The organism is Spirillospora sp. NPDC049024, from assembly GCF_040649235.1.
GTDB lineage: Bacteria > Actinomycetota > Actinomycetes > Streptosporangiales > Streptosporangiaceae > Spirillospora.
Window position 1 is genome coordinate 1 of sequence record NZ_JBEZFD010000039.1, and the last position, 20309, is coordinate 20309.

Genomic DNA, 20309 nt, shown 5'->3' on the forward strand with positions numbered 1-20309 from the left:
GTGTGAGCCAGCAGCATCCCGACCCGATCAACGAAGGCCTCCAGCACGGCGGACAGCGACTCGTCCAGGTCGTCTCCGCAGCCGTCGGAGTGCAGGCTGCTGCCATCTTGAGTAGGTATCGGCGAGCCGTCGCCTCAGCAGCAAGGTCGGCGTTCAGCCAGGTGAAGCGACGCTCTCAGCCCGAGGTGGCTCTGCGATCTTCAACCTCCGCCGGTCAACCACCATCCGACCTGTACAGCCTCGGGCCGTGCGCCACAATTGGGTTCCACTCGGCGGACCAACAGGCGAGAACGCCGTCCGCCGCCTAGTCATAGACGTCCTGACCAGTCGGTCACGTCCAGCGGAGTGGTGTATGAGTCGGCCTCCGCGTGATCCTGTTTCTGCAGGTTAAGCGGTGAGTTCCTGGTTGTCGATCTTGGGGTCTGGTGTGGTGCCGTCGATGACGCGCAGGCGGGCTTTGGCGAGGAATTCCAGGCCCATGTAGCGGCGGGCCTCGGTCCATTCGTCGGTCTGCTCCATCAGGACGGCGCCGACGAGGCGGACGATCGCGGCCCGGTCGGGGAAGATCCCGACCACGTCGGTGCGTCGCCGGATCTCCTTGTTGAGGCGTTCCTGAGGATTGTTCGACCAGATCTGCCGCCAGATCTGCCGCGGAAACGCGGTGAAGGCCAGCAGATCGGGTTCGGCCTCGGCCAGGTGCTCGGCGGCATCGGGATGCTTGGCCTCCAGTGAGGCGACGACGCGGGCGTGCTGGGCGCGGACCTCTTCGGCAGCGGGTTGGTCGAAGATGGTGCGCACCAGCGTGGCCACCCACGGCTGCGCCGACTTGGGCACCCTGGTCAGCAGGTTGCGCAGGTAGTGCGTCCGGCACCGCTGCCAGCCCGCCCCGGGCAGTGTCGCCCCGATCGCCTCGACCAGGCCGGCGTGGGCGTCGGAGATGACCAGTTGGACGCCGGTCAGGCCGCGGGCGACCAGCCCGCGCAGGAACGCCAGCCACCCGGCGCCGTCTTCGGCCGAGGTGACCTCGACGCCGAGGATCTCGCGGTGCCCGTCGGCGTTGACGCCGGTGGCCACCAGCACGTGCACGTTGACGATCCGGCCGCCCTCGCGGACCTTCTGGGTCAGGGCATCGACCCACACGAACGCATACGGGCCGCCCTCCAACGGCCGGTTGCGGAACGCGGCGACCTGGGCGTCCAGCACCTTCGACATCTGCGACACCTGGCTTTTGGAGATGCCCTTGATGCCCATCTGCTCCACCAGCTTGTCCACCCGCCGGGTGCTGACGCCCAGCAGATAGCTGGTGGCGACCACGCTGACCAGGGCCTGCTCTGCCCGGCGGCGCCGCTCCAGCAGCCACTCGGGGAAGTAGGACCCCGACCGCAGCTTGGGGATCGCCAGCTCCACGGTGCCCGCGCGAGTGTCCCAGTCCCTGGGCCGGTAGCCGTTGCGGCGGTTGACCCGGTCATCCGAACGGGTCCCGTAGTCGGCGCCGCACACCGCGTCGGCCTCCGCCGACATGAGCGCCTCGGCCATCGTCTTGACCATCGACCGCAGCAGATCCGGCTCACACGCCCCGATCTGCTCGGCAATCCACTCGCCAGGGTCCACACTGTTGTCCGCGGCCATCGCGTTGTCTCCTTCTTCTTGATCATCCATCTCGAAGGATCTACGCGGTGGCCGCCTCACGTCACGACGCCACGCTCTTCACCTGCGGAAACTCGTACACCACCTCCGTGGACGCAACCGACCAGTCCGCCAGGCACCACGACCGAGCTCGTTCTCACCCGAGCGGACGCATGGCGACTACTCGGGATAGATATTGGCACTCTGTAAGAGGATCGGGTCCCCGGCTTGGTGCTGACCGAGGACCTGGAGCAGACACGGGCCTTCCTCAGTCGCCAGACAGGCTCCGGCCGGATTCTGGTCATCTACGGCGGCGAAGCCGAAGGAATCCGCGAGTTGCGCAACTACGGCCAAGTCGCGGTCATCTCGCTGTCCTCCCCTACAGAGACGCCCATGGTGGGCGCACGCGACCACGAGGCCCCACATGCCGTCGCTCTGTCCGGCATCGACTGTCTGGCGTCGCTGTCGAAGGACGATGCCTTCAATCAACTCATGTCCATGCCGACGATCGCCCGGCTCTCCCGTCCGTAGCGACCGCCCCACTCTTGTCCAACCGTCCGGGGGACAGGCCCGCACTAAGGACTCCTAACAACTTGCTGGGCTTGGCCTGATCAGGGGTCGGTGTCATGCACCAGGCCGCTGGATGGCGGGAGGCGGCCGACTGCGTAATCGCACGCGAAACCCGGGCGACGTCTGTGATCATCTCCGGGATAGTGGCCGCCCATGGATGAGATCGAGGTCGTCGTCGCCCATTCCGAGCGTGCGACTCTGCGCGTCGGCGCCGTGTTCCTGAAGGTGGACGTCGATCAGGCGCATATCGACGTCTAGGTCGAGGCGATGGCCTTGGCGCCGGTCCCGACTCCGGAGGTCCTCAAGAGATCCACGCGGGCAAGGAGCGAGTTGTGCCGGGTGCGGATCGGCGGGAGCCGGGACCGGCCCGCGTGTCGCGCGGTCAATCGCAAAAGCGGCGGCACACCGAGACAGCCCGGTTCGGGAACCCGTACCGCGACCACACGCCCATGGACGCGCCGGTTCGTCTTCGCTCTATGTCTGGATTTCGAGACATAGCCGCTGCATGATCACGGCCGACTGCATACTGATCCGGTGCTGAGCGTTTTCCACTGGCAGGGCGATCCTTCGACAAGGCCGGCGGCAGCTCTGGTGCCGTCGGGTATCGGAGCGCGGCGCCGCGGCAAGCTCGGGGCCGGGTGCCGGTCGGCGACTCGATGACGAGCCTGCGGATGCGGACGGCAGCGGCGTTCACCGCCGTGGCGCTGCTGGCGTCGGTGCTGGCATCCGGCGTCGGGTACGTGCTGGTGCGCGACGCGATGCTGGAACGCACCCGGGACGCCGTGGCGACCCAGGTCCGGCAGACCGTCGAACGGCTGGTGCCCGTCCAGATGCCGGCGAACGCGGACAGGACCCTGCAGGCGACCCTGCAGGCGGCGTTGAGCACTGCCGACCGGCGCCAGCGGGCCTGCGTGGTGACGTCAGCGCCGGGCCGGCCGGTGCCTTCGCCTGCCCCTGGCTGCCTGCACGTGCCGGTGCCCGCCGTGTTCGCGGCGCGGGCTGTGCGGGCCATGGTCGTTCAGCGAGTACGGCATCTGGGACGGCCGTACCTGCTGGTCGGGACGTCCGTGGCCGTGTATCGCGCCTCGGCGGTCGGCGCGCAGCGCACTGCCCCACCGATTGTCCTGGTCAGCGTCAGCCTGGATCGGGAAGCCGCTCACCTACGGTCGTTCATCCGGGCGATGGTCATGGCGGATGCCGCTGCGCTGCTGTTCGGGCTAGGACTGGCATTGGCGGCCGCGCATGGGCTGCTGCGGCCGGTCCGGCGCCTTGGCGCGGGGGCACGGGCGCTCGCCGAGGGCGAGCTGACGACGCGAGTGCAGGTCCGGGGCCGGGACGAGCTGGCCGACCTGGCCCACACGTTCAATCGGGCGGCGGGCGCCCTGGAGACCACGGTGACCGAGCTGCGCGCGTTGGAGGAGGCGGCGCGGCGGTTCGTGGCGGACGTCTCCCATGAGCTGCGCACTCCGCTCACCGCGATGACCGCCCTCACCGACGTGCTGGAGGCCGAACCGGATCCGACGGCGGCGCGGCTGGTGGTGGCCGAGACGCGGCGGCTCGGCGCGCTGGTGGAGCACCTGATCGAGATCAGCCGGTTCGACGCTGGTGCGGCCGCGCTCGTCCTGGACGATGTGGTCGTGGCCGAGGCTGTTGCGGCCGTCCTCGACGCGCGCGGCTGGACCGGCCAAGTCGCGGTCGCGGCCCCCGGCGACCTGGTGGTCCGGGTGGACCCGCGCCGATTCGACGTCATCGTGGCCAACCTGGTCGGCAACGCGTTCCGGCACGGGCGGCCGCCGGTGCGCTTGGAGGTCCGCCGTGCCGAGCGCGACGGCGTGCCGGGGTTCGAACTCTCGGTCGCGGACTCGGGACCGGGCATCCCCGACGACCTGCTGCCACTGATCTTCGACCGGTTCTTCAAGGCCGAGGCGGCCCGCTCGCGGAGCGCGGGCAGCGGGTTGGGCCTGGCGATCGCGCGAGAGAACGCATCGCTCCACGGCGGGACGCTGGAAGCATCCGCCGGTCCCCAGGCGGGCGCGGTGTTCACCCTCTGGCTGCCCGTGGCGGGGACACGATGAGCGGCAGGCACGTCGTGACGGTGCTCAGCGCCGTGCTCGCCGCGGCTGTGGTCCTGGTGAGCGGCTGCGGCGTCCGGCCGACCGGCATCACCAGGGTTGGAGCTCTGCCCACCGGACAGGGCCCGGTCGTCAACAACACCATCTACTTCGTCAAGGGCGGCCGGCTGGTGCCAGTGGTCCGGCCCGGATTGCCCGGGGCTCCGCTGATGCCGCTGTGGCAACTCGGGTACGGCGTCACCGACAACGAACGCCAAGCGGGCCTGGACAGCACGTTGCCCGGTATCGGGATCGTCGCCGGGCTGCCCGACCCGTCACCGGACGGCATCCGTCCACCTGGGGCGCCACCAGCGGCCATCCGCGAAACAGACGACTCGGGGACCGTCACCGTCGCGCTGCAGACGACGATCCGGCCCGAGAAATGGCCGCGCCTGTGGCAGGCGCAGCTCGCCTGCACCGCACAGGCGATCCCCGGCGTCAAGAAGGTCGAGCTGAACATCTTCGACGGCCGTCCCGGCCACACCGTCCGATGCGCCGACTATCGCGACCTGCTCAGCACCGCGACCAACTGATTCACGTGCTGGAGCACCTGGGCTTCCTCGCAGTGCTCGACCGAAGCCGACAAATAGAGGCCGGCGCTGCATGGCCCTCCGCTTCCAAACGTGTCCCCAGCCCCAAGGTAGAAAGGTCGCCGCAGGTCACGCGGCGTGGACGCCGCCCGGCCGCGCGCTGGATTCCGGCCCGGACGCGACGGGATAAGACCGGCGCGCGGTGCGTTCGTCCGGCCGGATAACCGTGCAGCCGGGCCTCGCGCGCGGTCGGATTTCTGAAACTCGCCCAGGTCAGCGGCGGAATGGCGCCTCGACCGCTGGTGGGGTTCAGAAGTTATGACAACCCGCCGGTCACGCTCGGCTACGTGGCGGCTCGCCGTAGCGGTAGGAGTTCCGGGCCATGTGAGACTGCCCGGACCCGACTGCCACGTACGCGTTCTGGCGCTTCGAGCAGGCCATCCCCTGGGGCGCATCCCCTGCCGTTGGGCCGAAACGTGACCGGATGGTCGGTACCAGCCGTCTTCCATCCGTTTGTGGGAGCCTTGCGTCATGGGAACTCGGCGGGAGGATGAGTCCCTCGCAGCGTTTCTGGAGACGGTGGACGTTGGGGACATCCTGTCGGGCGTGGTTGCAGAGGTCACCCAGTCGGAGGCGGCGGTGCTCCTTGATGACTTCCCCGTCTACCCCGTCGGTGTCGTCGGCGCGCTCGATCTGTCCTGGCGCGCGTTCGGCCGACCACCTACTGCGCCACTCGAAGCGGGCGCCCGAGTATCGGCCGAGGTGCTCGCCGTCGATCTCGCGAAGCGGCAAGTGCGGCTCTCCTTGTCCGCCACCGAGCATCCACGCTTGTGGGCATTTCTCAAGGCATTGCGTCCGGGACAGCGGTTGTCTGGCACGGTCGCGTCGATAGAGCGGTTCGGCGTGTTCATTGATCTGGATGACGGCCCGGACCATCCTGTCTTCCCCGGCGTCGGCTTCATCACCTTCCCCGAACTGTCCTGGCTCCGTTTCGAGGACCCCTGCGATGTCGTCTCCGTGGGGCAGCGCGTCACCTGCGAGTTCCTGGTCTTCGACACCCACAACGGCGAGGCCCGGCTGTCGCTGTGCGCCCTGCAACCCGACCCGTTCCAGCAGTTCGCCAACCGCGTCCGCGTAGGGCAGCCCCTTCCCGGCCGGGTCACCAAGCTGGTGCCCTTCGGTGCCTTCGTGCGCGTCGAAGACGGCATCGAAGGCCTGGTCCATCTCAGCGAACTCGCCGACACACCCCTCGACAGGCCCGAGGACGCAGTCGAGGTCGGCGACTCCATCACCGTGGTCGTCACCGACATCGACCAGCAGCGGCGTCGGCTTTTCCTATCGCGCCGCAGGGCGCGGCAGTAGACCCCGATCCTCGTGGAGACCGTCGTCGAGTTCCCCGATGACACGAATCACAAAGCCACGAGGACTGCCCTGCGTCCGCCAGCGTGCTCTAGAGGATGTATTCGTTACCAGCCCTGGTCCGGCGGCAGCCCCTTCGACGGACCGCTCCAGGCCGTGATCCCGGGGCTCGTGGCCCTGGGCGTCCTGCGGAGGGGTGTCGGTGCGCGCGGCGGGCGCGGGGATTCAGAGTTCGAGTTCGCCCCGATGCGCCCGGTTGGTGAGTGTCCGCCAGGCCTTTCGGTCGATGACGACTGTCGGGCCGTTGGGGGCCTTGGAGTCGCGAATAGCGATCAAGTCCGAAACCTGGGCGATCTCAACGCAGTCGCTTCCGCTCGCGCTACTCCGGCTTGCCTTGCGCCACCGGGCCCTTGAGAGGTCATCGTGGAGGCTCATTGGATCGCTGGTACTCCTCGGTGATGTCGGCGATCAGGGCGACCGAGTCCTTCTCGGTTAGGGCCTGTTCGCAAATGCGGTCGAACCTCACATTACAGCGGGTGACCTGGCCGACCTCCTCGACAAAGACCTCGCCGCCCATACCTTCCAGGTAGACGACGTCTTGGTCTAGTTCGCCGGCAAAGCTCAAAGCGACGAAGGGACCGTCCATTCCAGCGTGCTCGCTCACGGAGATGGGCATGACGCGGATTGAGGTGCCCCGGGTTCAGTGAAGTCCCTGAGATAGCGCGGCTTGTGTTGGGTCGCGTTACTGGGAACCCCGTCCTCGATCATGAGGAGTGCCCCCAGATGCCCAGAACCGCTCAGCTTGAGGTGTCCACCCGGCGTGCTGCCGATTGGTAGAAGGCCCTCCTCGCCGGCTACCGCGCATGGCGGCGCCTCCGCGGAACCGATGGCGGCGTCCTGGACTCCGACATGACCATCTCAGAGTCTGGAAGTACTGCGACCGCCTCAACGACACACGGCGCGGCGTCGCCGGCGACCTCAACGCGCTGTCCGAGCGCATCGAGAACGAGGTCGCCGGATTCATACCTCGCGCTTGCCTCTCAAACCACGCCGCCCGCTACCTGTCCGCCAGCCGCAAGATCTCCCGGCAGCTCAACAAGGGCGAGTCCCTGCACGCGCTGAGCCGCGACCTGCACTACGCCCAGCAGGGCACCGTCGTTCGTCCACAACGACAACGGGGAACCTAGTCAATTAATTGACTATGCTGTCCGCTATGTCGTTCCGCAACGCAGTGCTGGCCGCCCTGCTGGAGGGCGAGGCGCCCGGCTGCGACCGGATCAAAATCTTCGATGCGCCGGTGGCCAACTTCTGGAGGGCCAACACCCGGCAGCCGTACCGTGAACTGGAACGCCGCGACCAGGCAGGCAGGGGAGGCTGATGTACCAGCGCTACGTAGCGGTGGGCGACAGCCAGACCGAGGGACTGAACGACGGCTCGGAGGCCACCGGTTATCGGGGCTGGGCCGATCGGCTCGCCTGGATGCTGGCCGCCCACAACCCCGATCTCAGGTATGCCAACCTCGCGGTTCGGGGACGGTTGGCCGCTCAGATCCAATCCGAGCAGACTCGACCAGCGCTCGACCTCAAACCGGACCTGGTCACCGTGATGGCCGGCATGAACGACCTGATCCGTCCAGGCGCCGACGTTGGCCGAGTGGCCGCCGCGTTGACGGAGATGATCGAGACATTCACCGACTCCGGTGCCACCGTGGTGGCCTTCACCTTTCCCGACGTCGCCAAGATCGTTCCGCTGGCTCGGCTGGCGCGCGGACGCGTCCTGGACTTCAACGACCGCATCCGGCACGCCGCTCGCCGCCAGGACGCGGTCCTGGTCGACACCTTCTGCCATCCCGTTTGCACCGATCCACGCTTGTGGAGCCCCGATCGCATTCACGCCACCCCACTCGGTCACGCGCGCATCGCCGCCGCCACCGCCCACGCCCTCGACCTTCCCGGAACCGACGCGAGCTGGGCTACTCCGCTCCCGCCCCTGCCTACCCCGCCGCCCTGGCAGCGCGCGGCCACCGAAGCCCGATGGATCGCCACCTTCGTCGGCCCCTGGATCCTTCGCCGCCTCCAGGGCCGCTCCTCCGGGGACGGCCGCACAGCCAAACGCCCCCACCTGGCAGCCATGGGAGACCCGCCACGGTGAGTGAGCCCCTGCACGCATGTGAAAGGAGGCAGGGGGAACGTCCACTGGAGTGGTCACTAGGGCACCATGGCTCTCGCCGGGCACCGCTGGTGCTTGGTGAAGGGACTCGGCGGGGACCGAGGTGACGGCCTGGAAGGGTCGCTTGAGAACGGCCGCTTACACACTGCCGCCCTCGGTCCTCCCTGGGGCTGCAGAACGGCAACAGGGAGATGCGCCGCGAAGCGCCGCTTAGAGGTCATAACAAAATGTGCATGTGATGCGACATGGCGTGATATTCGGGTGTGGTGTGGGCGGGTGCGTAGGGGTGAGCAACCTCCATGGATCGTGGCCGACAGCCTGTGGGAGCGGATCGAGCCGCTGCTGCCGAAGGTTGAGCGCCGCAAGCACCACCCTGGGCGTAAGCGGCTGGACGACCGCAAGGTGCTGTGCGGGATCTTGTTCGTGCTGCACACCGGGGTCCGGTGGAGTTCCTGCCCCAGGAGCTGGGGTTCGGTTCGGGTATGACGTGCTGGCGGCGGCTGGCTGAGTGGCACCAGGCGGGCCTGTGCGACAGGTTGCACCGGTTGCTGCTGGAGGAGTTGCGCGCCGCCGGGCAGCTGGACTGGTCCAGGGCGCTGATCGACAGCTCGCACGTCCGCGCGCTCAAGGGCGGCCCAGAACCGGTCGGTCGACCGCGGCCGGCCGGGCCCAAGCACCACGTGCTGACCGACGGGCGCGGCACCCCGCTCGCCCTGTCGCTGACCAGTGGAGACCGTAACGACGTCACACAGTTGATGCCGCTGCTGACCAAGGTGCCGCCGTGCGAGGCCGGGTTGGCCGTCCCCTTCGAAGACCCGTGCGACTGCTGGCCGACTGCGTTTACGACCACGACAAATACAGGCGGCTGGTGTGGGCCAAGGGCGTCAAACCGGTCATCGCCCGCCGCGGCGCCCCGCACGGGTCCGGGCTGGGCGTCCACCGCTACGTCGTCGAGCGCACCATCGGCCTGGTTCCGCCGCTTACGCATCCGCTGGGAAGCCCCGCGACGCTCCATGAAGCGTTCCTGACCCTCGCCGCCGCCACCATCTGCTGGCGACGCCTCGTCCGCTGATTCTGTTACGACCTCTTAGGGCTCCGGGCGGTGTTGGCGCACCTCCCGGTGCCCGCTGATTTCCAGGAGGAGCGCGGGGGACGGGTCTCGTGGTGGGCGGCCAGGGCGCGCACCGCGGCGCCGCGGGTGCGCCAGGCGTCTCCTCGGCGATCCCGTCGGGCTCGTCGCCGAAGGGCACGAGGGGGATAGAGAGGGACGCGCGGTGGGTCGGGGTCGCCCGCGGTCGCCAGCCAGTGCGCGCGTCGACGAGCGCCCCCGGTCCAGGAGCCGCAGGGGCGGCTTCGGACGAGCAGCTCATCTCGATGCTGGTGGACCGTGCTCGGACCCAAGGGCTGCAACTGACTGGCGTAGGCGGGCTGTTGCAGTGAGGTGCCATGCAACTCAAAGACGCTGCTTGCAACCTGTGCAACTCCGCGGCAAGGCCGTAATCTACGTTCGCCAAAGCGAACTGGCTGTTGTTGAAGCATTTCCATCAGACTGTTGTTGCCGGACGACGACCGTGCAGCGGGATGGCGATAGCCGTTGAAATGCTGATAGGACGAGAAGTGCCAGGAGTGTGGTCAGCGTGGCGTGGTGGGAAAATTCCGACCACTCACGAGGCGTGCGAGGCTACTATTTACTAGGCGGAGAACGATGCGTATCAGCCGGAGGATTGATTAGGGCTGGTGGCAGGTGACTGACTCTTTTTCATCCTCGGGTGGCTTCGAAGTTCTGGAGGACGGCGATGGCCTTGACGAGGTGGCTGGCCTTGCCGGGGCTGCAGCGGAGCTTGCGGAGGAGCCGCCTGCAAACGAGGTGGGTTCTCTCGTGCAGCCAGAACCCCGGGAGCCAGTTGTGGGAGCCACTTCGAACCTAGTATTGCCCACGTATCCCCAGGTCAGAGGCCTGCTCTCGCGGGAGGGGCCCTCTCGTCGCTGTTCGACCCTGCCGAAGTGGTCACAGGTTCGTAGAGGTGTCACTGCAGGTCAGCCGACCCGCCGGTCACTCGGACCGAGCCCGAGGAGGCCTGTGGGGCAGGGCTGGGGCACGGATCTTGCTGCCGGGTGGACGAGGCCCTCGCCACCCCCCCGGGGGACGTCCCCGCGCTGCACGAGACCGTGGAGCAGGTAGGCGACCGGCACGCGATCGGGCTGCGGCGGGGCGGCCGGCTCCTCGGCATGGGCGGACCCGCCGCGACGATGCCGAATGGCACGTGGGACGGCTCGGCGTCGTCCCCGACCTGCGGGGGCGCGGCCTGGGACGCTGGCTGCTCCGGATGGCCGAGGCCGTCGCCGACCCGGCCTGCCATCGCATCGTGCTGTCCACTGGAGCAGGCGGCCGGAACAACATCGCGCTCTGCCAGAGCGAGGGAAAGCGGCCGGCCCCTCTCTCCGGCGATGACGGCACCGTCCGCCTCACCAAGGAATCCCTCACCACCGCTTGAGCGTCCGACCTAAGTCCGGGGCCCGCGAGTGGATCTTGCCGAAATCCGCCGACGGGTGTCGGCGGGCGTCACTACGCTCCCGAGCATGATCAAGTCGAGCGTCGTGCTGCCGGACGAAGACACCCTTGGAATGCCGAGGTCGTGGATGCGGCATCTGCATCCGCGACGCGGCGGGCATCCGGGGCCGGAACTCGAAGCCGCCGATGTCCGCGAGGACGAACTGCTCGCACAGTACGTAGGCCGGATCGAAGAATTCCTCGGCTACTCCAAGGACGACCCGGCGCTTGCTTCCGTGGCGCGCGAGCAGCTGTACGGCAAGGGGAGCGCGCTGGGCGCGACGGTGATCGCGGCCGTCCACGGCGTCGAGAACCTGGACCTGTCGTGGCAGGAGAACGAACTCAAGCGCCTGCGCGCATTCATCCCGCAGGCCGACGATGCCGAATACCGGAACGTCGTCTCGCTTCTCGCTGGGCTGCGCACGACACCGGCACGGCAGATGCTCGCCGCCTACCTCGTCCCGACCGAACTCGAATGGGTAGCCGAATGTTGTGCGGCACCAGCGAATATCGTGCGGCGGGAGATGCTGCTTCGTTCACTGGGGTCGGCTGAGCATCTCGAAATCCTCGGTGCCGCAGCCCATATCTCCGTCTCCGACTGCTATTACGTCGAGAACCTCATCACTTTGGCGGACGGTGTGGGTCCTGCGATCGCCCCGTTCATGGCCGAGGCGTTCGATCTCTTCCACGGCAGCGCACCACGCCGCAAGGGCTTGCTGGACGTCCTGAGCCGGCTGCCCGGCGACGAAGCGTTCCGGCAGATGCTGGAGCGCGCCGGCAACCTTCACATGATGGCGGCGCTGCGGGACACCATGCGGCGTTTCCCGGTCCGCGCGATTCGCGTTCTGGCGGCTGCCGCGTCGGCCGGGGACGCCACGGCGCGCGCCTTGCTGACCGACCATCTGCGGGCGAACGCGGAACTGGTGAAACAAGCCCTCCCGGACCTGCCCGGCGGGAGCCGCGCGGTCGTGGAGGACCTGTCGGCGGCCGACGACAGGTCTCCGGACGCGGCGGCGGACGAGTTGCCGCGCCCGCTGGTCGTCCCGCGGTGGGAGCGGACGGAGCCGAAGGTCAAGCCTGTCGCTGTCAAGGGCCTGCCGGTTTCGCGGGAGCGGGCGATGGCGTGGGCACCGGGCGAACGCGACGACTGGCTGAACCGCAAGATCGTGACGATCCAGGCGGGCGGCCACTCGTTCGGGCGGGTCCCGGTTCCGGCAGCGCGCACCGAGACCTGGGTGCGGCGGGTCGCGGAGGCCCGGTCCCCGTCGACCGATCTGGGACGGATGCTCTACTGGCAGGGCGCGGTCCTGGCGGCAGGGCCCGAAGACCTCGTCCGCCCTGTCCTGGCGGAGTGGCAGCCCGACTGGCGTCACGAGCGTGGCCTGGGCAGGACAGGGGACCCATACGATCCGGACACGTGGCTCCGCGTCATCATCGCGCGGTACGAGCTCGACGCTCTCCCGGTCGCGTTCGGTTACGCGAGGGCGCGGCCCGCGAACGGCGCCGAACTGCTGCTGCCCTTCCTCGACGGCGATGTCGCGAACGCGATGGCCGACTGGCTGCAGCGGGGCACGGCGGCGCGCGGGGCCGCCTCCGCCTGGTTCACGCGGCACGGACAGGCCGTGCTTCCCTACCTCGTGCCGGTCGCGGTCGGGCGCGCCGGCAAGGCGCGCAAGGCCGCCGAGCACGCCCTGCGCTTCGTCGCCGCCCAGCAAGGCCGAGACGCCGTCCTCGACTTCGCGCGCGAGCTTGACGAGCGTGCCGTTGAGCCGATCAAGACCGTCCTGGACGCAGAGCCGGACGAGGCGCCGCGTCCCCGCAAGAAGCCGCCCGCGCACATGGCGGTGGACGCCGAGGTGCTGCCGCAGGTTCTGTTGCGAGGCCAGGTGCGCGCGCTGCCCGTCCCCGCGGTCAGGAACCTGCTCACGCTGCTGGCGATGTCCACGCCCGCCGAACCCGATCCCGACCTCGGAAGCGTCCTGGACGCGTGTGACGAGCGTTCGCTGGCCCGTTTCGGCTGGGCGCTGTTCCGCCACTGGCGCGAGAACGGCGCCGAACCCCGTGACGCCTGGCAGTTCGCCGCGCTGGCCTGGCTCGGGGACGACACGACCGTGCGCGAGCTCGTCCCAGCGGTCCGGGCCTGGCCGGGCGAGGGCGGCCACCACCAGGCGGTGCGCGGGCTCGACGTGCTCGCCGCGATCGGATCCGACCTCGCGCTGCGCGAAATCCATGCCATCGCGCAGAAGGTGAGGTTCAAGGCTCTGAAACAGCGGGCGCAGGAGAAGATCGAGCAGATCGCCGCCGCACGCGGCCTCACCACCGAGCAGCTCGGCGACCGGCTCGTCCCCGACCTGGGTCTGGAAGCCGACGGCACGCTCGTCCTCGATTACGGCTCCCGCAGGTTCACCGCCGGATTCGACGAGGCGCTCAGGCCCTACGTCATCGACCAGGCCGGTAAGCACCGGACGACCCTGCCCAAACCCGGGCGGCACGATGACGCCACTCTGGCACCCGCCGCCCATCGACGCTTCACCGCCCTGAAGAAGGACGTTCGCGCCATCGCCGGACTCCAACTCCAGCGCCTCGAACGGGCGATGACGACGGGACGCCGGTGGCCGCTGCCGGAGTTCCGCGAGTTCTTCGTCGGGCATCCACTGGTGTGGCACATCGCGCGGCGTCTGGTGTGGGTGGCCGAGCATGGCGGCACCGTGACGGCGTTCCGGCTCGCGGAAGACCGCACCTTCGCCGACGTCGACGACGCCGCCGTCGCGATGCCCGATGGCGCCGCCATCGGCATCGCGCACCCGCTGCACCTCGGGGAGGCGCTGCCGACCTGGGCCCAGGTCTTCGCCGACTACGAGATTCTGCAGCCGTTCCCGCAGCTCGGACGCGAAGTCCACGCGCTCACCGGCGAGGAGAAGGCGGGGGCCCGGCTGACCCGATTCGAAGGGGTGACCGTGCCGTTCGGAAATGTGCTCCGGCTGGAGCGGCGTGGCTGGTACCGCGGCCCCGTGGATTCCGACGGTGGGATCTCCTGCCTCGTCCGCCCGGCCGGCACCCGCCGGTACGTCGTCCTCACACTCGCCACAGGACTGTACGTGGGCTACGTCAGCGAGTCCGGCGATCAGACCATCGAAGCGGTCTGGGTCGGCGCCGACCCCGCCCCCGGGTACTTCTCCCACAGCGCCTCCGAGGGAGCACGACACAGCTTCGCCGAACTGGACGCGGTGACCGCCTCGGAAATACTCGCCGACCTCACCGCCGTCGTCTCCCCCTGACCAACGGTGGATTAGTCCGCACCTTTGCCCGCTTGCTGGTACCCGCCGCCGCTTTGGACCGAACTCTGGGCAGCTGCCACCAGGAACAAAGGTCCCCACCGCAGCAGTGCAGGCCAGAGCTGGTGTGACCAGGAAGTGACCAGGGCGATAGCGCGCCGGGCAACCATGGGCGGTGTCTGATCCCAGTCGAGTCACGAGATCGGAAATCATGATGCGCAAAGCCAAGTGCCGCCCCACCGCGAGTTCCGCGCTCGCCATCCCCCTGGCCGGCGCCGCGTTGGTCTTGCCGGCCGTCCCGGCAGGCCCGGCGTCCGCCGCTGGAGCGCCGGGCCGTGCAGCGTCCACCCAGTCGGTGTCTCCAGCGGCGCGCACCCGCGTGACCGCCGCAACGCAGACGGCAGCCGACCCCTGCATCAGGACAGTTCGTGTATATCGGGACGATGAGGGCTTTTGGCACGGAGTCGGCTATAACTGCTCCCTGTACGGCGGCAATCGCTCCCTGCGGTACGCCGACGGGATGAACTACAGCCAGTGCGCTTTCGTGGAAGGAAAATCATTCCACGATTGGATCATTCCCGACTGGGCGGCCCGAGGGCCGATCACAATGGTCGGCTACTGCATCTGAGCCGCCCGCGGTGGCGCGGCCCGGGCCGGCCGCCTGAATCCATCGGTATCGGCCACGACCAGCATCGCGTCGGCCATGACCAGCATCGCGCACCGCAGTTCGCGGTACTGCGCCCCAACAGCCTGCCGGCTCTCGCCCGCAGCCCTCACGAGTCATAGTCGCGTAGACGCGTGCGGCTTCGGTCCTGATCTGCGGGGGCAGTTCGTCCAGTTCGCCCGGCGCATCGCAGACCAGTGCTTGAAGGCCGTGGATCAGGCCAGGGGCCACTCCTGGTGGTGAACGGGCAGGAGCTTGAGGCAAAGCTGTCGACCTCAGGCCCGACGGCATCAGGTGCCGGTGGGGGTGCCGCGGATATCGTCGGATCATGTGCGAGATCCTTCACGGCGAGTGGGTGACGTTGCGGCCCGCGACGCTGGACGATGTGCCCGCGCTGGCCGCGGTCCGCGCGAAGCCGGAGGTACGCCGGTGGTGGCGGGGCGGCCCCGACCTGGCTGCCGAAGTAGCCCGCGAACTCGCCGACCCCGACACCGGGAAACTGGTCATCGAGCACGAGGGCCGGACCATCGGCATGATCCAGTGGCACGCCGAACAGGACCCCGACTACCGGCACGCCGGCATCGACATCTACCTCGACCCGTCCTTGCGCGGGCGCGGCCTGGGACCCGACGCGATCCACACCCTCGCCAGGCACCTGTTCGACGACCACGGCCACCACCGGATCACCATCGACCCGGCCGCCTCCAATGCCGCCGCCATCCGCTGCTACGAGAAGGTCGGTTTCCGCCCGGTGGGTGTCATGCGCCAGTACGAGCGCGACACCGACGGGACGTGGCACGACGGTCTCCTCATGGACCTCCTGGCCGACGAGTTGGCCGGCCCTGCCCCGGCAGGAGCCGATGCGAAGGGCTGCCGACGGGCAGCGATCGAGCAGTGATCAGCCCGTCCAACCGGCCAGGCTGACACCCTCTCCGCAGCCGGTCCGGGGTCGCGCAGGTGAGGAGCACCGCCCCGATGACAGCGCCGAGCGCTTCAGTTGACGCGTTCTCGCACAGCATGCCGGCGTCCATAGTCTGGGGGGAGCCGCCACCTCTCCCGCGATTCCCTTCTCCGCCCGCGCTCACCCGCTGCCGTACTCGGCGCGATCACTCAAGTCCACGCGCGGCCAGCACCACCTGTCGTCGCCCACCGGCAGGGAGGAGCAGCAGTACGCCTGAGAGCGGCCGCCGCCGGTAGGACGGCACCGCCGAGACTACGGGCCCTGACCCAGCCGATGACCGAAGCCATCGACGAGCTCTCGCGCACCGGAGCTGCCGCTCGAGCGTCACGTGCACGTGCGGAAGCCCGAGAGTGCGGTGTCGGGCCTGGTGGTGCGGTCCGACCTGGCGCTGCGCGACGGCGTCGCGAATCTCCTCGCCGACGGTGGAGAGCCGACATCCTCCGAATCGTTACATGCGTTACATCTAGCCAGTTTGCTGGCAAAGATGTAATTTCTGCTTCACGTCGCCTCGGTATCCGAGGCCGTGGAAGGAGAAATCCATGACCAGACTCGGAATCGGAGCAGGGGCCCGCCTGGCGGCGGGCATCGCCTTGCTGATGGTGCTGGCGGTCGGGTGCGGTTCGGGCGGCGGCCAGGAAGGCGGCGGTTCGGCGGCCGGCAAGCCGGTCACGGTGGCGGGCGTGACGGTCGGCAAAGACTCCGGGCTCCACGACCTGCTGCCCGCGGAGATCAAGGACGCGGGGACGGTCCGGGTCGCCACCGACGTGCCGTATCCGCCCTTCGAGATGTACACCTCGGAGGGCAGCCGCCAGATGACCGGTCTGGACTACGACCTCGGGCAGGCGATCGGCGCCAAGCTCGGCGTCAGGTTCGCCTTCTCAGCGCAGAAGTTCGAGGGCCTCCTCCCTGCGGTGCAGGCGGGCAAGTTCGACGTGGTGATGTCGGCGATGACCGACACCAAGGAGCGGCAGGCCGTGCTCACCTTCGTGGACTACTCCGCGTCCGGGTCCGGGATCCTGGTCGCCAAGGGGAACCCGAAGAACATCACCACGCTCACCGACCTGTGCGGCCAACCGGTCGCGGTGCAGAGCGGTACCAAGCAGGCCAAGATGCTGAAGGACGCGAACAATCCCTGCGTCCAGGCGGGCAAGCCCCCGGTGAAGCTGTCGGTCTTCCCCAAGGACACCGATGGCCAGCTGGCCATCAAGGCCGGCAAGGTCGTCGCGGACTTCATGGACAAGCCGGCGGCCGGATACACCGCCAAGACCGCGGACGGGGGCGCCGCGTTCCAGGTGGTCGATGATCCCCAGTACCCCAACGGCGTCGACTCGACCCCGAACGGCATCGGCATCACGAAGAAGAACCCGCAGCTTGCCCGCGCCGTCCAGCAGGCGTTGCAGGCGCTGATGGACGACGGCACCTACACCAAGATCCTTGAGCTTTACGGCCAGAAGGGCATCGGGATCCCCAAGGCGACCATGAACGCGGGGGTGGGATGAGCCGTGTCCGCCGAATCGACATCCCTCACCGGTTCGCGATCCGGCCCGGCGTCGCCGCCCAAGGCCATCACGGCGACCCCCGTCCGTCACTACGGCCGATGGGCCGCTGCCCTCGTGGTGCTCGTCGCGGCGGGTGGCACGCTCTGGTCCATCGGGAAGAACCCCAACATCGACTGGCCGACCGTCGGTGACTACCTGTTCAAGTCCCTGGTCTTCCGCGGCCTCTGGGTGACCCTCTGGCTGACCGTCGCCGCGATGGTGATCGGCGTCGCGGGGGGAACGATCTTGGCGATCATGCGCCTGTCGCGCAACGTCGTCCTGTCCTCGACGGCGGCGGTCTTCGTCTGGTTGTTCCGCGGCACACCCCTGATCGTCCAACTCATCTTCTGGGGCAATCTCGGGGCGCTCTATCCGCGGATCATGCTGGGCGTCCCGTTCACGCACATCACGGTGTTCTCCACCCCGACCAGTTCGCTGATCGGCGCCTCGGCCGCCGCGCTCCTGGCACTCGGACTGAACGAGATCGCCTACGCCTCGGAGATCGTCCGGGCGGGCCTCCTGTCGGTCGACCGCGGACAGACCGAGGCGGCGCACTCGCTCGGCATGTCGCCGGCCCTGACCATGCGCCGGATCGTGCTGCCGCAGGCGATGCGCGTCATCGTCCCGCCGATGGGCAACGAGACGATCACCATGCTCAAATCCACCGCGCTGGTATCGGTGATCGCCGGACACGATCTCCTCACCAACCTGACCGACGTCTACTCCCAGAACTACAAGGTCATTCCGCTGCTGGTCGTCGGCAGTATCTGGTACCTCGCCCTCACCTCGCTGCTGTCGGTCCCGCAGTCATGGCTCGAACGCCGGTACGGGCGCGGGCAGAGCGGCCGACCTGAGCCCGGCCCGTTCCAGCGCCTGCTCGGAGTCGGTGCGCTCGTGCGCGGGAACGGCTCGCGATCGAACAGGGAAGGCGCGGCATGAGCGCACCGATGGTCCTCGCCGAGGACGTGCACAAGAGCTTCGGGCGTCTGCGGGTGCTGAACGGCATTACCCTCCGGGTCGAGGCCGGCCAGGTCATGTGCCTGCTCGGGCCGTCGGGATCGGGGAAGTCCACCTTCCTGCGGTGCATCAACCACCTTGAGAAGATCGACGCCGGCCGGCTGTCGGTCGACGGACGGCTGGTCGGGTACGCCCAGAGCGGGCAGCGGCTGCGCGAGCTCCGCGAGAAGGAGGTCGCGCGGCAGCGCCGTGACGTCGGGATGGTCTTCCAGCGGTTCAACCTGTTCCCGCACATGACGGCGTTGGAGAACGTGATCGAAGCGCCTGTCCGCGTGCGGGGACGGGACCGGCGGACGGCGAGGACGGACGGAGTGCGGTTGCTGGAACGGGTGGGCCTGGCCGACAAGCGGGACTGCTATCCCGCCCAGTTGTCGGGCGGCCAGCAGCAGCGCGTCGCGATCGCTCGGGCGCTGGCCATGGAGCCGAAACTGATGCTGTTCGACGAACCGACCTCGGCACTGGACCCGGAACTGGTGGGCGAGGTCCTGGACGTCATGCGGCAACTCGCGCGGGACGGTATGACCATGGTGGTGGTCACCCATGAGATCGGCTTCGCGCGCGAGGTGGGCGACCTGGCCGTGTTCATGGACGACGGTGTGGTGGTCGAGAGCGGTGACCCCCAGCGGGTCCTGGTGCACCCTGAACACGAACGCACCCGGGCATTCCTGGCCAAGGTCCTGTGAACGGGCCCGAGGCAAGGCCGATGCCCGCCACCCTGCTCGAAAAGCTCGTCACCGCCAGGTACGAGGGCTTCCTGAGGGATCTGGAGCTACTCGTCAACACCGATTGCGGATCATGGGACGCCGCAGGTGTCAACAAGGTCGCCGACTATTGCGCACGCCGACTGCTGGAGCTCGGTTGCACCGTCGACCGCGTTCCCGTCGGCCCGTCGGACGGACGAGCGCTCGGGGACGTGGTCGTCGGCCGCCGTCAGGGCGGCCTCCTCAACGGACGGCGCATCCTGCTGCTGAGCCACATGGACACAGTCTTCGAGGACGGCACTGCCGCGGCCCGGCCGTTCCACATCAGGAACGGCCGGGCTCACGGGCCGGGCGTGACCGATGACAAGGCCGGTCTGCTGGCCGGGCTGACCGCTTTGGAGACGCTGATCGCTGCCGGTGCCGAGACCTACCGCGAGGTCGTCGCGGTGTTCAGCCCGGACGAGGAGATAGGCGCACCCGGCAGCCGAGGACTGATCGAGCAACTGTCCCGTGAGGCCGATGTCGCCCTCTGCCTCGAGTGCGCCCGCGAGGACGGGGCCATCGTCAAGGCCCGCAAGGGCATCGCCGACGTGCATGTGGACATCCGCGGCAGGCCCGCGCACGCCGGCATCGAACCCGAGCGCGGCGCCAGCGCCGCGCTCGCGGCGGCGGGCCTGGTCATCGAGTTGGAGCGGCTCAACGGAGGCCGGCCCGGGGTGAGCGTGAACGTCGGCGTGATCCGCGCCGGTTCGAGAGCCAACATCGTCTGCCCGCAGGCCCACCTGGAAGCCGAGGTGCGCGCCACTACGCGCGCCGACCTCGCGGACACGCTCACCGAGATCGACCGGCTGGCGGCACGGCTCCCCGTACCCGGTACGGCCGCCCTGATCCGCCGGCGCGCCGTACTGCCGCCCATGGAGGCCGACGGCGGCCTGGTCGATGCGGCCGTCGCGATCGCGGCCGAACTCGGGCTGGAACTGCGGGCCGTCGGGACGGGCGGCGTGGCCGACGCGAACCTCGCCGCGGCCTGCGGCACGCCGACGCTGGACGGCCTCGGCCCGGTCGGTGGCGGAGACCATACCCCCGATGAATGGCTCGACCTCTCCAGCGTTGTCCCGCGGACGACCGTGCTCGCCGCACTGATCGCCCGCCTTGGCACAGAGGGGTCCGGGTGCCTTCCGTGACCAGGGCAATGGCAGCGGCCCGCGGCCCGCTGTGCGAACTGGCCGATCGACCC

At 68.8% G+C, this 20309-nt stretch carries 17 protein-coding genes and 1 pseudogene; 15 read left to right on the top strand and 3 right to left on the bottom strand.

Annotated features, from left to right (window positions below):
- Positions 1 to 387 precede the first annotated feature (387 nt).
- Positions 388 to 1629, bottom strand: a complete 1242-nt coding sequence (locus tag AB0C21_RS41315; RefSeq protein ID WP_500211782.1) for an IS256 family transposase — start codon at positions 1627 to 1629, stop codon at positions 388 to 390.
- A gap of 225 nt (positions 1630 to 1854) precedes the next feature.
- On the opposite strand from AB0C21_RS41315, the gene AB0C21_RS41320 reads away from it, so the two are divergent.
- The 4 genes from AB0C21_RS41320 to AB0C21_RS41335 all read left to right on the top strand — a co-directional run bounded on the left by AB0C21_RS41320 (position 1855) and on the right by AB0C21_RS41335 (position 6199).
- Positions 1855 to 2157, top strand: a complete 303-nt coding sequence (locus tag AB0C21_RS41320) for a hypothetical protein (protein WP_500211784.1) — start codon at positions 1855 to 1857, stop codon at positions 2155 to 2157.
- A gap of 710 nt (positions 2158 to 2867) precedes the next feature.
- Positions 2868 to 4271: a sensor histidine kinase gene (locus AB0C21_RS41325; protein ID WP_500211785.1), complete on the top strand. Its 1404-nt coding sequence runs from the start codon at positions 2868 to 2870 to the stop codon at positions 4269 to 4271.
- Positions 4268 to 4840 (top strand): hypothetical protein, encoded by a 573-nt coding sequence (locus AB0C21_RS41330; RefSeq protein WP_500211787.1) that lies wholly within the window; start codon positions 4268 to 4270, stop codon positions 4838 to 4840. The genes AB0C21_RS41325 and AB0C21_RS41330 overlap by 4 nt, the downstream gene beginning before the upstream one ends.
- A gap of 528 nt (positions 4841 to 5368) precedes the next feature.
- Positions 5369 to 6199, top strand: a complete 831-nt coding sequence (locus AB0C21_RS41335; protein ID WP_500211789.1) for a S1 RNA-binding domain-containing protein — start codon at positions 5369 to 5371, stop codon at positions 6197 to 6199.
- A 222-nt stretch (positions 6200 to 6421) separates the two neighbouring features.
- On the opposite strand, the gene AB0C21_RS41340 is transcribed toward AB0C21_RS41335, so the two are convergent.
- A complete protein-coding gene (locus AB0C21_RS41340; RefSeq protein ID WP_500211791.1) occupies positions 6422 to 6631 on the bottom strand; it encodes a DUF397 domain-containing protein in 210 nt (69 codons plus the stop codon).
- Positions 6615 to 6881 carry a Scr1 family TA system antitoxin-like transcriptional regulator gene (locus AB0C21_RS41345; RefSeq protein ID WP_500211845.1) on the bottom strand — a complete coding sequence of 89 codons (267 nt, stop codon included), beginning with the start codon at positions 6879 to 6881 and terminating at the stop codon, positions 6615 to 6617. The genes AB0C21_RS41340 and AB0C21_RS41345 overlap by 17 nt, the downstream gene beginning before the upstream one ends.
- 178 nt (positions 6882 to 7059) lie before the next feature.
- Here AB0C21_RS41345 and AB0C21_RS41350 point away from each other — a divergent pair, with 178 nt between their 5' ends.
- From AB0C21_RS41350 to AB0C21_RS41400, 11 genes and pseudogenes are all read left to right on the top strand, one after another.
- Positions 7060 to 7383, top strand: coding sequence for a hypothetical protein (locus tag AB0C21_RS41350; RefSeq protein WP_500211792.1), 324 nt, complete (start codon positions 7060 to 7062; stop codon positions 7381 to 7383).
- Between the two features lie 26 nt (positions 7384 to 7409).
- Positions 7410 to 7574 (top strand): hypothetical protein, encoded by a 165-nt coding sequence (locus AB0C21_RS41355; protein WP_500211794.1) that lies wholly within the window; start codon positions 7410 to 7412, stop codon positions 7572 to 7574.
- Positions 7574 to 8347, top strand: a complete 774-nt coding sequence (locus tag AB0C21_RS41360; protein WP_500211796.1) for an SGNH/GDSL hydrolase family protein — start codon at positions 7574 to 7576, stop codon at positions 8345 to 8347. The genes AB0C21_RS41355 and AB0C21_RS41360 overlap by 1 nt, the downstream gene beginning before the upstream one ends.
- A gap of 321 nt (positions 8348 to 8668) precedes the next feature.
- Positions 8669 to 9437 (top strand): annotated as a pseudogene (locus AB0C21_RS41365) (IS5 family transposase).
- Positions 9438 to 10629: 1192 nt separating this feature from the next.
- A complete protein-coding gene (locus AB0C21_RS41370) occupies positions 10630 to 10860 on the top strand; it encodes a GNAT family N-acetyltransferase (protein WP_500211797.1) in 231 nt (76 codons plus the stop codon).
- A gap of 85 nt (positions 10861 to 10945) precedes the next feature.
- Positions 10946 to 14194 (top strand): DUF4132 domain-containing protein, encoded by a 3249-nt coding sequence (locus AB0C21_RS41375; RefSeq protein ID WP_500211799.1) that lies wholly within the window; start codon positions 10946 to 10948, stop codon positions 14192 to 14194.
- 989 nt (positions 14195 to 15183) lie between these two features.
- Positions 15184 to 15753: a GNAT family N-acetyltransferase gene (locus AB0C21_RS41380; RefSeq protein ID WP_500211801.1), complete on the top strand. Its 570-nt coding sequence runs from the start codon at positions 15184 to 15186 to the stop codon at positions 15751 to 15753.
- 602 nt (positions 15754 to 16355) lie between these two features.
- The gene (locus AB0C21_RS41385) at positions 16356 to 17315 is read left to right on the top strand and encodes an ABC transporter substrate-binding protein (RefSeq protein ID WP_500211803.1); all 960 of its coding nucleotides are present in this window, start codon (positions 16356 to 16358) and stop codon (positions 17313 to 17315) included.
- A 3-nt stretch (positions 17316 to 17318) separates the two neighbouring features.
- Entirely contained in the window at positions 17319 to 18293 is a 975-nt protein-coding gene (locus AB0C21_RS41390; RefSeq protein WP_500211804.1) for an amino acid ABC transporter permease, read from the top strand.
- On the top strand, positions 18290 to 19054 hold the full coding sequence (locus AB0C21_RS41395; RefSeq protein ID WP_500211805.1) for an amino acid ABC transporter ATP-binding protein: 765 nt from the start codon (positions 18290 to 18292) through the stop codon (positions 19052 to 19054). Before AB0C21_RS41390 ends, AB0C21_RS41395 begins: the two co-directional genes overlap by 4 nt.
- A gap of 20 nt (positions 19055 to 19074) precedes the next feature.
- Positions 19075 to 20256, top strand: a complete 1182-nt coding sequence (locus AB0C21_RS41400) for a M20 family metallopeptidase (RefSeq protein WP_500211806.1) — start codon at positions 19075 to 19077, stop codon at positions 20254 to 20256.
- The last annotated feature ends 53 nt before the right edge of the window (positions 20257 to 20309 follow it).

Bases quoted from the DNA above. Each gene is read 5' to 3' on its own strand.
- AB0C21_RS41315 (WP_500211782.1), bottom strand. From the start codon at position 1,629: ATGGCCGCGGACAACAGTGTGGACCCTGGCGAGTGGATTGCCGAGCAG.
- AB0C21_RS41325 (WP_500211785.1), top strand. From the start codon at position 2,868: ATGCGGACGGCAGCGGCGTTCACCGCCGTGGCGCTGCTGGCGTCGGTG.
- AB0C21_RS41330 (WP_500211787.1), top strand. From the start codon at position 4,268: ATGAGCGGCAGGCACGTCGTGACGGTGCTCAGCGCCGTGCTCGCCGCG.
- AB0C21_RS41335 (WP_500211789.1), top strand. From the start codon at position 5,369: ATGGGAACTCGGCGGGAGGATGAGTCCCTCGCAGCGTTTCTGGAGACG.
- AB0C21_RS41340 (WP_500211791.1), bottom strand. From the start codon at position 6,631: ATGAGCCTCCACGATGACCTCTCAAGGGCCCGGTGGCGCAAGGCAAGC.
- AB0C21_RS41350 (WP_500211792.1), top strand. From the start codon at position 7,060: ATGGCGGCGCCTCCGCGGAACCGATGGCGGCGTCCTGGACTCCGACAT.
- AB0C21_RS41355 (WP_500211794.1), top strand. From the start codon at position 7,410: ATGTCGTTCCGCAACGCAGTGCTGGCCGCCCTGCTGGAGGGCGAGGCG.
- AB0C21_RS41360 (WP_500211796.1), top strand. From the start codon at position 7,574: ATGTACCAGCGCTACGTAGCGGTGGGCGACAGCCAGACCGAGGGACTG.
- AB0C21_RS41375 (WP_500211799.1), top strand. From the start codon at position 10,946: ATGATCAAGTCGAGCGTCGTGCTGCCGGACGAAGACACCCTTGGAATG.
- AB0C21_RS41380 (WP_500211801.1), top strand. From the start codon at position 15,184: ATGTGCGAGATCCTTCACGGCGAGTGGGTGACGTTGCGGCCCGCGACG.
- AB0C21_RS41385 (WP_500211803.1), top strand. From the start codon at position 16,356: ATGACCAGACTCGGAATCGGAGCAGGGGCCCGCCTGGCGGCGGGCATC.
- AB0C21_RS41395 (WP_500211805.1), top strand. From the start codon at position 18,290: ATGAGCGCACCGATGGTCCTCGCCGAGGACGTGCACAAGAGCTTCGGG.
- AB0C21_RS41400 (WP_500211806.1), top strand. From the start codon at position 19,075: ATGCCCGCCACCCTGCTCGAAAAGCTCGTCACCGCCAGGTACGAGGGC.